16 protein-coding genes are annotated in these 15175 nt (G+C 37.3%); 3 read left to right on the top strand and 13 right to left on the bottom strand.

Annotation, left to right across the window (positions count from 1 at the left end; translation table 11 throughout):
- Nucleotides 1-116 precede the first annotated feature (116 nt).
- From H3U49_RS03610 to H3U49_RS03595, 4 genes are all read right to left on the bottom strand, one after another.
- On the bottom strand, nucleotides 117-1373 hold the full coding sequence (locus tag H3U49_RS03610) for a carboxylate--amine ligase (RefSeq protein WP_198179756.1): 1257 nt from the start codon (nucleotides 1371-1373) through the stop codon (nucleotides 117-119).
- A 19-nt stretch (nucleotides 1374-1392) separates the two neighbouring features.
- Nucleotides 1393-3342 (bottom strand): asparagine synthase (glutamine-hydrolyzing), encoded by a 1950-nt coding sequence (asnB, locus tag H3U49_RS03605; protein ID WP_198179754.1) that lies wholly within the window; start codon nucleotides 3340-3342, stop codon nucleotides 1393-1395.
- Between the two features lie 109 nt (nucleotides 3343-3451).
- Nucleotides 3452-4849, bottom strand: a complete 1398-nt coding sequence (locus H3U49_RS03600) for a metallophosphoesterase (protein WP_198179752.1) — start codon at nucleotides 4847-4849, stop codon at nucleotides 3452-3454.
- 52 nt (nucleotides 4850-4901) lie between these two features.
- On the bottom strand, nucleotides 4902-5387 hold the full coding sequence (locus H3U49_RS03595) for a hypothetical protein (protein ID WP_198179750.1): 486 nt from the start codon (nucleotides 5385-5387) through the stop codon (nucleotides 4902-4904).
- Between the two features lie 200 nt (nucleotides 5388-5587).
- Between H3U49_RS03595 and H3U49_RS03590 the strand changes: the two genes are divergently transcribed.
- Nucleotides 5588-6154 carry a DNA-3-methyladenine glycosylase I gene (locus H3U49_RS03590; protein WP_198179748.1) on the top strand — a complete coding sequence of 189 codons (567 nt, stop codon included), beginning with the start codon at nucleotides 5588-5590 and terminating at the stop codon, nucleotides 6152-6154.
- Between the two features lie 60 nt (nucleotides 6155-6214).
- On the opposite strand, the gene phnE (H3U49_RS03585) is transcribed toward H3U49_RS03590, so the two are convergent.
- The 7 genes from phnE (H3U49_RS03585) to H3U49_RS03555 form a co-directional block, all read right to left on the bottom strand.
- Entirely contained in the window at nucleotides 6215-7027 is an 813-nt protein-coding gene (phnE, locus tag H3U49_RS03585) for a phosphonate ABC transporter, permease protein PhnE (RefSeq protein ID WP_198179746.1), read from the bottom strand.
- On the bottom strand, nucleotides 7027-7830 hold the full coding sequence (gene phnE / locus H3U49_RS03580) for a phosphonate ABC transporter, permease protein PhnE (RefSeq protein ID WP_198179744.1): 804 nt from the start codon (nucleotides 7828-7830) through the stop codon (nucleotides 7027-7029). Before phnE (H3U49_RS03580) ends, phnE (H3U49_RS03585) begins: the two co-directional genes overlap by 1 nt.
- Nucleotides 7823-8596 (bottom strand): phosphonate ABC transporter ATP-binding protein, encoded by a 774-nt coding sequence (gene phnC, locus H3U49_RS03575; RefSeq protein ID WP_198179742.1) that lies wholly within the window; start codon nucleotides 8594-8596, stop codon nucleotides 7823-7825. The genes phnE (H3U49_RS03580) and phnC overlap by 8 nt, the downstream gene beginning before the upstream one ends.
- Nucleotides 8597-8617: 21 nt before the next feature.
- Nucleotides 8618-9544 (bottom strand): phosphate/phosphite/phosphonate ABC transporter substrate-binding protein, encoded by a 927-nt coding sequence (locus H3U49_RS03570; protein WP_198179740.1) that lies wholly within the window; start codon nucleotides 9542-9544, stop codon nucleotides 8618-8620.
- Between the two features lie 28 nt (nucleotides 9545-9572).
- Nucleotides 9573-9716 (bottom strand): hypothetical protein, encoded by a 144-nt coding sequence (locus tag H3U49_RS03565; protein WP_198179738.1) that lies wholly within the window; start codon nucleotides 9714-9716, stop codon nucleotides 9573-9575.
- Between the two features lie 160 nt (nucleotides 9717-9876).
- The gene (locus tag H3U49_RS03560) at nucleotides 9877-10809 is read right to left on the bottom strand and encodes a phosphate/phosphite/phosphonate ABC transporter substrate-binding protein (protein WP_198179736.1); all 933 of its coding nucleotides are present in this window, start codon (nucleotides 10807-10809) and stop codon (nucleotides 9877-9879) included.
- Nucleotides 10810-11324: 515 nt separating this feature from the next.
- On the bottom strand, nucleotides 11325-11816 hold the full coding sequence (locus tag H3U49_RS03555) for a universal stress protein (RefSeq protein ID WP_198179734.1): 492 nt from the start codon (nucleotides 11814-11816) through the stop codon (nucleotides 11325-11327).
- A 141-nt stretch (nucleotides 11817-11957) separates the two neighbouring features.
- Here H3U49_RS03555 and H3U49_RS03550 point away from each other — a divergent pair, with 141 nt between their 5' ends.
- Both H3U49_RS03550 and H3U49_RS03545 read left to right on the top strand, forming a co-directional pair.
- Nucleotides 11958-12758 (top strand): tyrosine-protein phosphatase, encoded by an 801-nt coding sequence (locus H3U49_RS03550; RefSeq protein WP_198179732.1) that lies wholly within the window; start codon nucleotides 11958-11960, stop codon nucleotides 12756-12758.
- A gap of 23 nt (nucleotides 12759-12781) precedes the next feature.
- Nucleotides 12782-13258 carry a nucleoside 2-deoxyribosyltransferase gene (locus H3U49_RS03545; protein WP_109586793.1) on the top strand — a complete coding sequence of 159 codons (477 nt, stop codon included), beginning with the start codon at nucleotides 12782-12784 and terminating at the stop codon, nucleotides 13256-13258.
- Nucleotides 13259-13972: 714 nt separating this feature from the next.
- Here the strand turns inward: H3U49_RS03545 and H3U49_RS03540 are convergent.
- Nucleotides 13973-14065 carry a putative holin-like toxin gene (locus H3U49_RS03540; RefSeq protein ID WP_081945322.1) on the bottom strand — a complete coding sequence of 31 codons (93 nt, stop codon included), beginning with the start codon at nucleotides 14063-14065 and terminating at the stop codon, nucleotides 13973-13975.
- A 409-nt stretch (nucleotides 14066-14474) separates the two neighbouring features.
- Nucleotides 14475-15140 (bottom strand): type 1 glutamine amidotransferase, encoded by a 666-nt coding sequence (locus tag H3U49_RS03535; protein ID WP_198179730.1) that lies wholly within the window; start codon nucleotides 15138-15140, stop codon nucleotides 14475-14477.
- Nucleotides 15141-15175: the final 35 nt, after the last annotated feature.

Genomic DNA, 15175 nt, shown 5'->3' with positions numbered 1-15175 from the left:
TAAAATAGCTGAACTGATATTTTACATACAAAATAATAATTTTATTCTTAGAGAAAAAAGATGATCACCAGTAATTTGCTGCAATCATCTTTATTGCTATTTAATTAATGCAGGGTCTAAAAGAATTGACCCTTATTTTCTTGATAATACTTTTGATAGCGTCCTTTATAATTATGGAACATATACTTCAACAGCAGCCACCGTTTAAAATTGCGGTCCTGATCATAAAAGACTGTTGTACCATAACGTCCTTCATGAATTAGCTCCTCAGCCATTCTCTTTGCTTCATTATCAACGGCGTATTGCTTAAACACATTGACAGGTATGCCTAACCACAATTTATGTTTTGACTTTAATTTATTACCGTAAACCGGCTCCTTATCGTTTAAGCTGTCATAAACATAGTCATCCACATACCATTTCGCTAAGTTATAACCATTAAGTGTTACATAAAAGCTTGAACGACCTTGGCGCAGATTGATTTCAAAGAATTTATATTTACCATCTCGCGTATCATACTTAATATCAAAGTTGGCCATCCCCGTATAATTGATTTTTTCCAAGAATGATTCAACTTGCTCGTAAAGTTTTTCGTCATAATCAGGTAAAATTGCCATATAATTGCCAATTGACTGTGGTGTCGGATCCTCCAGCAACGGGTGACCCATGCACATCATCTTGATATGATGTTCCTTATCAACATAGGCGTTTAATACTCGCATGTAGGAATCATCACCGGGAATAAAATCCTGCAAAATCAAGTCTTCTTGATAGCCATTTTCATAAATCTTGGTGACAATGTCACGCAATTCAGTTTCATTATGAATGGTAAAAGCTTTTTTACGACCTTCAAACTGCACATCAAGCCAGGAAACAGGATCTTCCGGCTTGAGTTCCAGAGGATAGCCAAAGGGAAGTGCCAGATAATTTTCTGCCTTGTAATCAGCCAGCGTCACAATCTTGGTTTTAGGGTATGGCAAACCACATTCTTCAGCTATCTGGTAAAAGTTTTCTTTTGAAATTAGTTTTTGTAATAAATCGTAGTCAACATAGGGAACAACAAAAACTTGTTGCAGTTCTGCCTTATGTTTGGCAAGCAGTTCAGAATAGCCGTCTCCACACGAAATCAGAATTACCGGTTCTTCATGGTTCTGGTAAATTTTCATTTGCTCACGCATAACTTCAATAAAAGTAGGATCTTCACTGAAGCCATGATGTAACTCCACACTGACAATTTTAGAATAACGTGTTGCCGCCAGCTGACTGTCAGCCAGCGCCTTTACGCTGATACCGTATGCCTCGTTAAACGATCGGGCCATGCCGTAAACATTAATGTCACTGCCAAGTAAAATTGGCGTAAAGTTTCGTTTCATTAATAAATTGTTCTCCTCATTAAACCAGCTTGCCCTGCTTAATCAAGCTGGCAACTTCTGGTTGAACATGCTGGTATTTGGCAACTGTGCCCTCATAATCAACAAAGAATAATTTATACCATACCAAAAATGTATAAATAGTCCAAATTTGTCGACGATGGGAACCGTCACCCTTGTAGTTTTCATCAAGCAGGGCCAAAATTTTATCCTGCTCAAAAACGTCTTGTACGAAGTCTTCACTGAATAATTCGCGCACTTGTTTATAAAAACGGGGTTCTTGCAACCATTCTTTGATTGGGGTTGGGAAGCCTAATTTTGGTCGTTTAGCCCATTCATCCGGTAAAACCTTTTCTGAAGCCTTGCGCAAAGCATACTTAGTGTCATGCTTGTTCACCAAGTAATCAGTTGGAATTGAATTGGCTCTTTCTGCAACCTTTTTATCAAGGTATGGCACCCTTAACTCCAGGGAATGGGCCATAGAAATTTTATCCGCTTTTTGTTCAATATCATTTAACATAAAGTGGTGCAAGTCAATGTACTGCATCTGCCGGACATTGTCGAGGTCTTTTACCTTTTTGAAGTCACTTTGATAAATCCCGTTGACAGTTAATTTATTCCGATAAGATGGCTTTAAAACACTGTTAGCATCTTCAGATGTAAAGATAGTCGGATAATCCATGTCATAGATTACTGATTGACCAACGTAAAATTCACTTGGTTCAGCTAAGTTGGTGTACAAATGAACTTTCCCTGGGAAGTTCGGCATTTTTTTAATTCTATGTGCCAGTTTAACCCTGGTCTTCTTCGGCAACTTTTTGCATTGGGAAGTAAACACTTTAATAATGCTGTTGTGCGTGTGCATCCCGTAGTTAACGTAACCGGCAAACAACTCATCCGCACCTTCGCCAGACAAAGCAACTGTCACATGTTTACGTGCCATCTTGCATAAATACCATAATGGAATTATTGACGGGTTAGCATCCGGCTCATCCATGTGGTACTGCATTTCCGGGAAGTCATGCATGGCCTCATCTGCCTTAACCTTATCAGAAAAGAAATGCCAGCCCTTGATATCAGCCAAGGCTTTGGCCTTTGAAGCTTCATCATAAGTTGCATCATCAAAAGAAATTGAGAAGACATCATCCGGATTTAATATACTAGTGATGTAACTTGAATCCACGCCTTCTGATAAGAAGGCACCAACTGGGACATCGGCAATATGGTGCAATTTAACTGACTCGTGTAAATCTTCGTCAATTTTGTTGACAGTTTCTTCAAAGCTTAAAGTATTGGCCTTATATTCTGCATCCCAGTACTGATGGATTTTCATTTCACCATCTTTATATTCGAACCAGTGACCGGCAGGAAATCTATAAATTCCCTTGAAAAAAGTTTCATGCAAATCATTATACTGGTTCATCAAGTATGGTTTAACAGCTTCAATGTTTAAACGTCTTTTAAAACCAGGCATTGCCAAAAAGCTTTTGATTTCTGAGCCTATCGTTAAATGACCATTCTCATCACTGTAATAAAGTGGCTTAATGCCAAAGAAATCGCGTGCACCATATAAGGTCTGGGTATTGTCATCCCAAATCGCAAAAGCAAACATGCCACGAACACGCTTGAGCAAGCCATCCATGCCCCACTCTTCAAAGCCATGCAGAAGAACTTCTGTATCGGACTTAGTGGTAAAAGTATGACCTGCAGCAATTAATTCATCCCTCAATGGCTGGAAGTTGTAGATTTCACCATTGAAGATAATGGCCATTGTTTTGTCTTCGTTGTAAATTGGTTGACTGCCGCCACGCAAATCAATGATTGATAATCTTCTAAACCCTAAAGCAACTTTATCGTTGGTATAAAAACCATCTGAATCAGGACCACGATGCATAATTGCCGCCATCATTTTACCGATAACGGCTTGTTTATCATTTATTTCTGGATTATAAAATGCAACAATTCCGCACATTGCTTATCTTCCCTTAATTTATGTTACTTTGTATATTTTTGTCTTTAATTTAACTTTTCTATTATATGCTAAAAGCCGGGCAAATTCCAAATTGCCCGTCGCGACTTTACTAAATATAAAAAATTCTGCGTTTGCTGGCAGCACCATAACCAAAAGCCTGAATATAATGCCTCTGTATGTCAATATTCACAATATAACCCGCAAATTCGGTTTGGTGATCAATTTGTCTTTTCCAATTCTTGTTATATTTAGTGGTTAAAGCATGATTAGGACCCATCAGTGCCGAACAGTTAAACAAGATATACTGAATTCCGTTAATGCGGTATTGGTCTTCCCTGTGTCTATGACCGCAAAAGTAGGCAATAATGCGCGCATTTTTCACATTAGTAAAATCAAAGTCATTAGCTAAACGAAATTCTGGTGGAATTCCGTGGCTGGAATGCATCTGCCCTTTTTCACCCTGATTAAAAGCAACTAGTAGCTCGTGCAGAGAACGGCCATTATACTTTAAAGCATTTGAACCCTTACGATTAATCGGATTAGCATGACTCATAAAGATAATTTGCTTATTTGAGGACTGCTCCAGTATTTCAATGATTTCTTCAATTTGATCTTCTCTCACAGCCAAAGTAAGTTTCACATCATATTTTTTTCTGCCTTGTGCATCCAAATAGTAAGGCAAATCAGACGTATTAACGGAAATAAAACGCAAATCGTCCACATCATAATAAGAAACTCCATGTTGCCGGGTAATATAATGAATGCCTTTTTGTTTATACAAAGCAGGCCACATAATCCCTTCAAACTCATTTTCAGGAAAAGAGGCGCTTAAATCATGATGTTCATCAAATTTGTCATTTTCATCATGATTTCCCTTAATAAGCATATAAGGCACTTTGTCGGAAACAAATGAATCACGCAACTTAGTTAATTCACTTTCGCCCAAAAAGCCGGTATCAGAGCCATCAATCCAGTCGCCCAAATGAACTTTTAAACTTAACAATCCTGAGTCGTCAAGGTAAGAAAATTCGTTAACGTGAGTTAAGCCGTTCCAGCCATAAAAGTCCATACTGTTACGGTCTTTATAATGGGTATCAGTAATAACGCTGACATTAACAGAGTTTTTTCCGGTGCGAATGTGGCCTTTGGCTCTTTCAACAAAGCGATCCAAATACTCTTCTACAACGTAGCGTCTGCCAGTTTTGCGACTGACAAAGGCACGGTAGCGCTGCAGTTCAGGACTGAACCTGCGGACATATTCAGGTTCTAATTTATCCGTACTTTCCAAGCTGAGAGCTTGATGCAAAATTTTTTCTTCATCTTGGTAAACTGTCAGAGTATACGGCTGATCATTAGGTGTACCCTGTTCACCATCAACATGATACTCTCCCACAGTTAAATAATTTTGCATAGGATCAAGCTGTGCATCTTTTTTCTTAAATAAAGAACGTAACCTAGCCCCGTTTATCTTATCAGCTAATCCTTTAGTATACTTTAAAACACCCATATTTTGCCTCAAGCAGAAAGAAAAAGAGCTGAACACACATTCAGCTCTAAAATTATAAACTTTTTTCTAAAGCGTGTGCCGCTAAACCAATTGACAGAAGTGCATCTTTAGACAAAACCCCTTGTAATGTTTTTGGCGCTACTTCTTCAACGGCTCCAATTACTTTTAAACTGTAACTAACGACATGAAAATCTACCAAGTTATTGTAAAAACCATCCTCATAGGGATTTTCATGATTATAAGTTAAATTAATTTCATTTTTATCAACAAAACCATCAACATGGTTAGTTAAAATCCGATCCTGCAAATCGGTTAATTGCTCTGATAACTTAATTAAAGTCAGTTTATGATCACTTTCAGTGTCGTAGTATTGTTCTTGAGTCATGCCGAAGTATTCTTTTATTGGCTTATGCAAAACGTGCAAATTATCAATTACACGATAAACTGCCTCGGCATCAAAATCTGTTTCTTTATTTAAAATACTTTCTTGATTTGCGGCCAAGTCATCGGCCAAAGTTATTATTTCTAACTTCTCCATGGTATCCTCCTAAAGTTCATTATATATTATACCAAAAAAACAGCCATTGCACTTTTTGAAGGAAAAGTTTCTGATATTTTAGGAAAAAGAAAACAATTAAAAAATTCCAACCAACAACTGACCAAATTGTTTTTAAAAGAATAAAAATCTTTTGGCGTATTTATTTATGAACGTTAATATATATTTAAGGAGAATAAGACATGAACAATATTACTCGCTGTCCTTGGAGTGACCACGATGATTCCTTACTTAAGGATTACCATGATCATGAATGGGGTAAATTAAACTTAGATGAACGCTATTTATTTGAAATGCTGGTGCTGGAACTGTTTCAGTCTGGTCTTAGTTGGTCTACAGTTTTGCATAAACGGCAAAATTTTCGGCAGGCTTTTTGCAATTTTATTCCCGCAGAAGTTGCACAAATGACTGAACAGGATCAGGCGCTCTTATTGCAAGACAAAGGAATCATTCGCAATCAAAGAAAAATAGCCGCTGCAATCACCAACGCACGCGCATTATTAATTATTGACGCTAAATACGGCAATTTTGCCCATTATTTACAAAAATTTATTCCCACTCCTATTATTCATCATCCTCAGACAAGTGATGAAGTACCAACAACAAACAAGATTGCCCAAAAACTAGCAAGGCAGATGAAACAAGACGGTTTTACTTTTGTTGGTCCTGTAATTCTATATTCATTCCTGCAGAGCGTTGGCCTAATCAATGATCATTTAGAAAATTGTCCCTTTAAATATCACGGCTAAAAAAAGTGAATCAAGCTGAAATTTACATACTTGATTCACTATATTCAGATATTTTCGTTTTTAGACTAATTTTTTACGGATCCAGCCCGAAATCCAGTCAATGATCACAACCATAATGATGATACCGAGTAAAATGATACCAACTCGGTTCCATTGACGGTACTGCAACGCAATGATTAACGGGTAACCAATACCACCGGCTCCAACTAAACCTAAGATAGAAGCAGACCGAATCGAAACATCAAACCGGTATAACGTGTTTGAAATTAAAGCCGGCATTAAATTAGGCAAAGTAGAAAACATAATAATATTTGTCTTTGAACCACCAACAGCTGTAACTGCTTCGTTAGGACCATCCTCCAGGTTTTCAATTGCTTCAGAAAAGAGCTTGGCCAGCATCCCCACTGAGTGAAAGCCTAGTGCCAAAACACCGGCAGCAGAACCTGGTCCGACAGCTTTAATAAACATTAAGGCTAAAACAATTTCTGGAAATGATCTGATTACTGCCAGCACAATCTTGCCTGACCGTGAGACATACCAGTGCTTGTGTTTAGTATTTGCGGCCCAAAAAGCAAAGGGCAGTGAAATAATGGCAGAAATGAATGTTCCTAAAAAGGCAATGCAGACAGTTTCCCATAATTGCGACAGCAGGTCTTCACCTGAGCCGTTATAGACATAAGACCAATCAGGATGAAAAATGCCAGAAAAGATCGCACCGGCAATTTGTCCGGCTGTTTCTTTGATTCCGCCAAAATCGATTCCTGTGCATGACCAAATAATTAAAACTGCGGTAACAATTGCTATGAGCCAGTGCAAAACACGTTTTTTAACATCTATGGGCCTAGGAGGCAATTTTTTCATACTTGTATCCATTATTGCATCAACGCCTCCCGTGATTTAGATGAAACATAATCAATTAGTACCACTACTATAATGATCACGATAATAATTGTACCCGTCTTAGGATAATCAAAGATTTGCAGTGTCTGTTGCAGATACAAACCAATACCACCGGCACCGATATAACCTAAAACGGTTGAAGCACGCACGTTAATTTCAAATGCATACAAGCAATAGGAAATAAAATAGGTAATAACCTGAGGCAAAACCGCAAAGACAATGATTTGCAGCTTATTAGCACCAACAGCAGTCAAGGCTTCAATTGGACCCGGATCAATAGTTTCAATTGCTTCGTAAAACAGTTTGACCACAATCCCGAACGTACAGATAGCCAGGGCTAAGACACCGGCTACTGGCCCTATACCGACAATAGCTACGAAGATAGCACCTAAAAGCAGGTCGGGAACTGTTCTGATGATATTCATAATGATCCGCAATATCCCCGTAAGTGCTTTGTTTTTCACAATATTGCGAGCAATAAGCAAAGAGTAAATAAAAGCAATTACAGAACCGATTGCTGTACCCAAGATCGCCATCTTAATAGTTTCCAGCAAAAGTGGTACTACTGTACCCAGATAAGACCAGTCAGGATGCAGCATTTGCAAGAAAATGTCGGCAAACTGCCCAAAGTTGGCAAACAAGGCGCCTAAGTCAGTTTTGGTTTCATTAGTAGAAATGAATAATCCAGCAATAAAAAGCAGTACCCAAAGCAAATTTAAGATTTTAAACTTTTTCTTAGGCAAAGCCTTCAGCTTTTCTTGCTCTGTGCTACTCATCTTGATCACCACCGGAATAGATCTGATCAAACGTTGTTGCTGGAGTATCAGACATCTTGCCGTCATAGATAATTTCACCAGCACGAACGCCAATGACCCGCTTGCCAAATTCCTGTGCCAGTTGCACGCTGTGCAGGTTAATGACAACAGTCATGCCATGCTTTTCATTAAGCATCTGCAAGTCTTTCATCACCCGGCGTGAAGTCTGCGGGTCAAGTGAAGCCGTTGGCTCATCTGCCAGAATAATATCCGGGTTTTGGGTCAAGACACGCGCAATCGCTACCCGTTGCTGCTGTCCACCGGACAATTCATCAGCCCGAGAGTATACTTTGTCTTCAAGATCAACTTGTTGCAAAGCATCATAGGCGCGTTGTTTATCTTCTTTAGTAAAAAGGTTGAGAGTGGACTTCCAAGTGGGATAATATCCAACTCTGCCAGTTAAAACGTTACGCATCACACTTGAGCGCTTTACCAAGTTAAAGCTTTGGAAAATCATCCCAATATGACGACGCAAAGTTCTTAACTTTTTACCTTTGGCCTTAGTAATAGATTCACCATTAATTAAAATATCACCCTCGGTAATATCAATTAAACGGTTAATCGACCGCAAAAGCGTTGATTTGCCGGCGCCAGATAGACCAACAATAACGACAAATTCACCTTTATTGATAGTTAAATTGACGTCTTTTAAACCAACAACATCTTTGCCATAAACTTTTTTAACGTTTTTTAATTCGATTATTGGCTTAACTGCAGAATCTGCCATTATATACTTCCTTTGTATTCCCTATTTTTTGGTCGATTCAATAACTTTTTCATATTTACGCACAACGTTAAAATCACTGTCTTTAGTGTGAACGTATCCTTCATGGGTGTAAATACTCTCGATGACTTTTTTACCCTTCTTAGACTTGCCAATATCGATAAATGCCTTGGCCAGCTTCTTTCTGAATGAATCAGACATGCTGGGAACAACGGAAATAGTATCGTTTGGAATAGGTTTAGTAAAGTAAATTGGTACTACTTGACTCATGATTTTAGGATTGTCATCTTTCACAATTGTCCGTGCATCTTCAAATACAAATGCGGCATCTGTGTCACCATTGAGGACATTCAAAACAGCTTGATCCTGACCAGTCACAGTGACTAATTTGCAACTCTTGCGTACATCAAGACCTTTTTCCTTCAACTCGGCAATCGGGAAAACGTAGCCGGCTGAAGAGGTTGGGCTTTGAATAGAAATTGACTTGCCTTTTAAATCTTTCCAACTCTTAATTTTAGAATTTTTCTTAGCTACAATCTCAGCACGATAGAAGTTAACCAGTTCCTTTGTTGGACGTCCGTTTGGTTGTTTAACCCCATATCTTTGTGCTTGCAGCAACACATCTGCTGCTCCTTGCTTATGAGCTAAAATGTAACCATTTGGCGGCAAAAAACCTACATCAACTTTCTTAGACTTCATTGCTTCTACCACGGTGTTATAGTCGGTAGACATTGAAACGTGAACTGGAATACCTAAACGGTCTGACAGCATCTTTTCCAGTGGCTTTGCACGAGACTCCAACTTAGTTGCTGCCTGACTAGGAACGAATTGGACGTTCAATGATTTGGGCGTGCCGCTATCTTTGCTCTTTTCCTTATTTGAGCAAGCAGCTGCCATTAATGCTACTAAAAAAACAGCAGCACAAGCTAATATTTTTCTAAATTTTCTCATCATGCCCTCCCAGACATAAAAAAAGACTTTAGCCAAAAACACAAACGTGAATTAAACTAAGTCTTTCAATAACACTTTTACTAAAAAAGCGAACAATACCTTTTTGAAAGGAACGAAAAGGCTTTTTTGCAAAAACTTCAATGAACGCTAGGCGCCGTTGATATTTTTGCATTACCTTCACTCTCCTTTCGCCATACTGTATTTATTCTATCAAATAATAGCAGAAATGTTTTATTTAGAAAAGAGAATTGACTATAAATCTTATTTTGTTTAAGAAAGTTTATTTAATTCCTATTATGTAGCCTTTTTAGATTTTTAAAATATTGGGCAAACTATTTCTTAGTAGAAGCAATTACTTTATTATATTGACGAATAATGTCGTAGTCACTGTCTTTTGCGTAAGTATAGCCTTCTTGGTTATAAACATTTTCAATAATCTTCTTACCTTCTTTAGACTTGCCGATAGCGATAAATGCTTTAGCCAATTTCTTCTGGAAGGATTTTGGCAAACTTGGGATAACTGAAATAGTATCGTTAGGAATACGCTTGGTGAAGTAGATTGGTACTACCTTGCTCATAATCTTTGGATCATCATTCTTAACATTATTACGTGCATCTTCAAATACGAAAGCAGCGTCAGTATCACCGTTTAAAACGTTTAAGACACCTTGATCGGCACCCTTAACAGATACAGTCTTGCAACTCTTGGTTACATCTAATCCCTTTTGCTTTAATTCAGCAACTGGGAATACATAACCAGAGTCGGAAGTGATGTCTTGAACAGAAATTGACTTGCCTTTTAAGTCCTTCCAGCTCTTAATTTTTGAACCCTTCTTAACCAGGATTTCACCACGGTATGAATTAACTAATTCTTTGGTTTGAACACCATTTGGTTGCTTAATACCATAACGAACTGATTGTAAAAGCAGGTTAGCTGCTTTTTGCTTGTGAGCCATAATGTATGCGTCTGAAGGCAAGAAACCAACATCAACTTTCTTTGACTTCATAGCTTCAACTAAGCCATTGTAGTCAGTTGACATTGAAACATGGACTGGGATGCCAAGGCGCTTGGACAAAAGTTTTTCCATTGGCTTAGCCCGTGCTTCCAACTTATTGGCAGCTACGCTGGGCACAAACTGAACGTTAAGTGATTTTGGCGTATTACTACTTGAACTAGACTTCTTACTTGAATTGGAACATGCTGTCACACCGACTGTTAGTAACAAAGCAAAACATGCTATCAGAAACTTTTTAATTTTGGTCATTTGTTTTTTATACTCCTAATCAATATATGCTTACGATATTTCTTGTTTTTGAGCATAAACTTAGTTGTCACATTAATGGCAATACATTTATGTAGCTTTTCAAATAAAATTGACCTGAATTAACTTCCACTGCTATTTTCCATTGCACCCTCCTAAAATTGAGCAAATAAAAAGGCAAAATATGACTATGTCATATCATGCCCTTGAAGATATTTTGAAAGAAAAACGAACGGTTAACGAAGCTAGTTGAAAAGTATACAAATAGGAAAAGATATTAAAAATTTTTCCATTTACTTTCATTGCCCTCAACCTTCCAAACAGTATAATTACGTTCATTCATTGAAAATGATACCATAAATATTCGCAAAAACGCAATAAAATATCGGATTTTATTTTGCTTTTGTATTATGAAAGTTAATTTTACGAACATCAATAATACAATATTTTTTAAGGTTCCTTATTTTGCACAAAAAAGACACACGAATTATTTATCGTATGTCTTTTATTTTAGAAACCTATTTGTTGTCCTTTCCTGGCTTAATTGGATTATTGTCAATATCCGTTCTGACAATTAAAACATCAGCCAAAGCATGTTGATTAACATATTCTGTAACAGAACCCATCAACATTCTTTCAACTGCATTTAAACCAGTTGCACCCATAATAATCAAATCATTATGATGGTCTTTAATAAAGTCATAGGAAATAATTGCTTTCGGGCTGCCATAACGAATGTGGTAATCAATATCATCAAAACCCAAATTGTCATGAGCCCATTCCTTTAAACTCTTGAGGTATTTTTCCGAATCTTGCGTCATCTGATAAACGGTGTCGCCTGTAATCAGCGTATCTTGCATCTCACCTAAAAACTGTCTGGTATCAATTACGCTTAAAACATCAATGTGGGCATTTTCCGTCATTGCAATTTTAACTGCTTTATCAAAGGATCTTTCTGCCGACTCTGAACCGTCGACTGGAACTAAAATACTAGCTTTTTTCGTTTCCATGTTCTCACCCTTTTGAAATATATTGTTCTTTTGTTTATTTTACCATAATTTCGATATACTCTTGGCTTTTTTTATAATTGTTTATATACTTGTTTATTGCTAAAATTAGGTGTAATCGTCAAATGTAAAGGTGGAGGTATCATGACCCAAAAACTAAAAAATCAATTAATTGGCGTAAAAAGTGGCCGTAATTTTCGCGAGCTTGGTGGCTATCAAACTAGTAGCGGCAAAACCGTCAAAATGCACAAATTGCTTAGAACCGCTAATTTGGCATCGCTTGATAAGACTGATCTGAAGTTTTTACAAGATTATGGCGTAAAATACGTTGTTGACTTTAGGAGCAAGGACGAAGTTGACCGCGAACCTGATCGTATACCTGAAGGTGCTATTTATAGCTTTGATCCAGTATTTAGCGAAGATTTGACTGAATCTTCTAAGGGAATTGATGAGATTCTCAGCGAAAAGCATCAGGATCCTAAAGCTGGATTTGACCACATGTTTTTAGCCTATGATGACATGATTAAAAGTGAGTCTGCCCAAAGAGCCTATCGCCACTTTTTTGACGTGTTGCTGGCTAATGACCAGGAAAATCAAAGTGTGATTTTTCATTGTACTGCTGGCAAAGACCGGACTGGTTTTGCGGCATTATTAATTTTATCGGTTCTTGGTGTGCCCTTTGAAACAATCAAAAAAGATTATCTGTTAACAAACGTTGCCACCAAAGACTTTGTTCATAATTTTTTACAAAAAGCTAAAGATGAAGGAGCAAATGACGCAACCCTAAACATCTTAAAAGACTTGCAAACTGTGCATTCTGAATACATTGACTTTGTACTTACAACTATAAATAAAAATTATGGTAGCGTTGAAAACTACTTACGTGATATTATGAGATTAACTGATGATGAAATCAGTAAGTTGCGTGAAATTTATTTAAATTAGGTTTAATGGTAAGGAGAAATTTTATGACTAAAACAAAAACTGTTTATTTTGGTGCCGGTTGGTTTAACGATAAGCAAAACGATGCTTACAAAAAGGCAATGAAAGCTTTAGAAGAAAACCCAACCATTGACCTGGAAAACAGTTATGTTCCTTTGGATCATCAATACAAAAACATCAGCGTTGAGGAAAATCCTGAATATCTGCGTGATCGTGAATGGGAAACTGCAACTTACCGTGGCGATTTAACCGGTATTAAAGCCAGTGATGTTATGATCGGAGTATATCTACCTGATGAAGAAGATGTAGGTCTTGGTATGGAACTGGGCTATGCTTTATCACAAGGTAAATACATTGTGTTGGTCATCCCTGATGAAGACTACGGCAAACCAATTAATCTAATGAGCTGGGGCGTTTGCGACATTGCCCTTAAAGTGAGTGAATTAAAAGATTTTGATTTTAATAAGCCTCGCTTTGGCTTTTATGATGGTGCTGTTTATTAAACAGAGCTGTGTTTAAGCAAAATTAAATAAGACATATAAAAACCGTTTCTAGCGAAACGGTTTTTGTGTGAGCAAGCTATGATTGTTCAAGGCACTTTAGCTTAGTGCGTAAGATTAACTGCATATTGTTAAATTAATGCTAGCTTTAAAATTTAAAATGTCTTTATTAATATTGCTCTATAATACTTAATTGCACCATAAAGGTATCCATGCTAGAATACATATGTAAGAAAAAGGAAGACTTACGCCATAAGTCTTCCTCACGTAGAGCCGCCACAAAGGACGGTAACTGCGCTTATAATATTTTTTGTTTTACATTAAAACCGCCCAGCTAGTATCTAGGACGGGTTTTTGATGCGATTATTTATCATGATGCTTGTCAATAAAAACCGTTTCTAACGAAACGGTTTTTGTGTGAGCAAGATATGTCTGTTCAAGGCAGTTTTGCTTAGTGCGTAAAATTAACTGCATATTGTTAAATTAATGCTAGCTTTGAAATTTAAAATGCATTGTATTCTTTTACGCTATGAATTCTGCTCTAATACTTAATTGCACCATAAAGGTATTCATGCTAAAATACAGTTGTAAGAAAAAGGAAGACTTACCTCAATAAGCCTTCCTCACGTAGAGCCGCCACAAAGGACGGTAGCTGCGCTTATATTAGTTTTACATTAAAACCGCCCAGCTAGTATCTAGGACGGTTTTTTGATGCGATTATTTATCATGATGCTTGTCAATAAACATTAACAAGGTCAAGATAAACATGCCAAAGTTAAGCATTAAACTTAACGCTTCGGCAGTGCTCATCAACTGCTGCTCCTTTCTTTTGGGAGACTGAAGTATGAATCAAAATTGTTCATAGGCCTCACTTCCTTCATGAAAGCGGCAGCTACCGTCCTTTTAACTTTTCTACGCTAATTAAATTATAACAAACCAATCTCAAATATTAACCAGATTTTAGAAAAATTACCTATAATCATATACACCAGGCCACTAAAATGGTTTGGTTTTTATTTTGAAGGTTATTTCAGTAGTTACAATACTTATTAATGCACGCCCCAAATGCTAATCATGCCTCTGCCATGGTATCTGCCGTTTATAATTTTGAAGTAAGGTCTGCCCCAGCAGATAGTTCGTTTCTCGTAGTATAGCAATTAAAGTTATGGGAACAAATAAAGCGACACTCTTTAAAACAAATTTTCTATATCTAAATTATTTATTCTGTCAAATAATCTAAAATGCGAAACATTGCCCTTTTATTTTCCTTAGGAACAGGATGCTCAATAATTTGCTTAGCTGTTTGTTTCAACACCGAACCGGATAGATATTGCGCGTCGTTGACCACAATTTCTTTGATATTATCTGTTTCTGGTTCTAAATGAAACTGCAAACCAACAGCTTGTTTTCCCAAGACAAAACCCTGATTTTGTAAATTATCATTGGCAAATAAGACCTCAGCTTCATCTGGTATTTCAAACATTTCTTCGTGCCAATGCAATACTTGCAATTTTTCAGGCAAGTCGTTTATTAGTTGAGATTGCAATTTGACTGGACCCCAGCCTACTTCTTTAACCGACGCCTTTTTAACCTGATAGCCTAAAGTTTTAACAATTTGTTGAGCGCCAAAGCATACTCCTAAAACTGGCTTTTTCTCCCGGAATAGCTGCTTAATTAACTGCCGTTCCTGCTTAATCCATGACAGATCATCATTTGGACTCATAGGACCACCCAAAATAACTAGTAAATCTGTTGTGGCAGCTTCAGGCAAAATACCAAACTGATAGGGATGATATACATAAAAGTCATGCTGATGCAGGTCGGCCCATTCCTGAATTGAACCGGGGCCTTCGTTTGGCGTGTGTTGTAAAACGTTAACTCTCATCACTTTGCTCCTTTAAAATAAATTAGCACCACAGT

It is taken from the genome of Lactobacillus sp. W8174 (assembly GCF_016100975.1).
GTDB classification, from domain to species: Bacteria; Bacillota; Bacilli; order Lactobacillales; family Lactobacillaceae; genus Lactobacillus; species Lactobacillus juensis.
The sequence above is the reverse complement of the archived record's forward strand: the minus strand, read 5'-3'. Positions and strand labels throughout refer to the sequence as shown.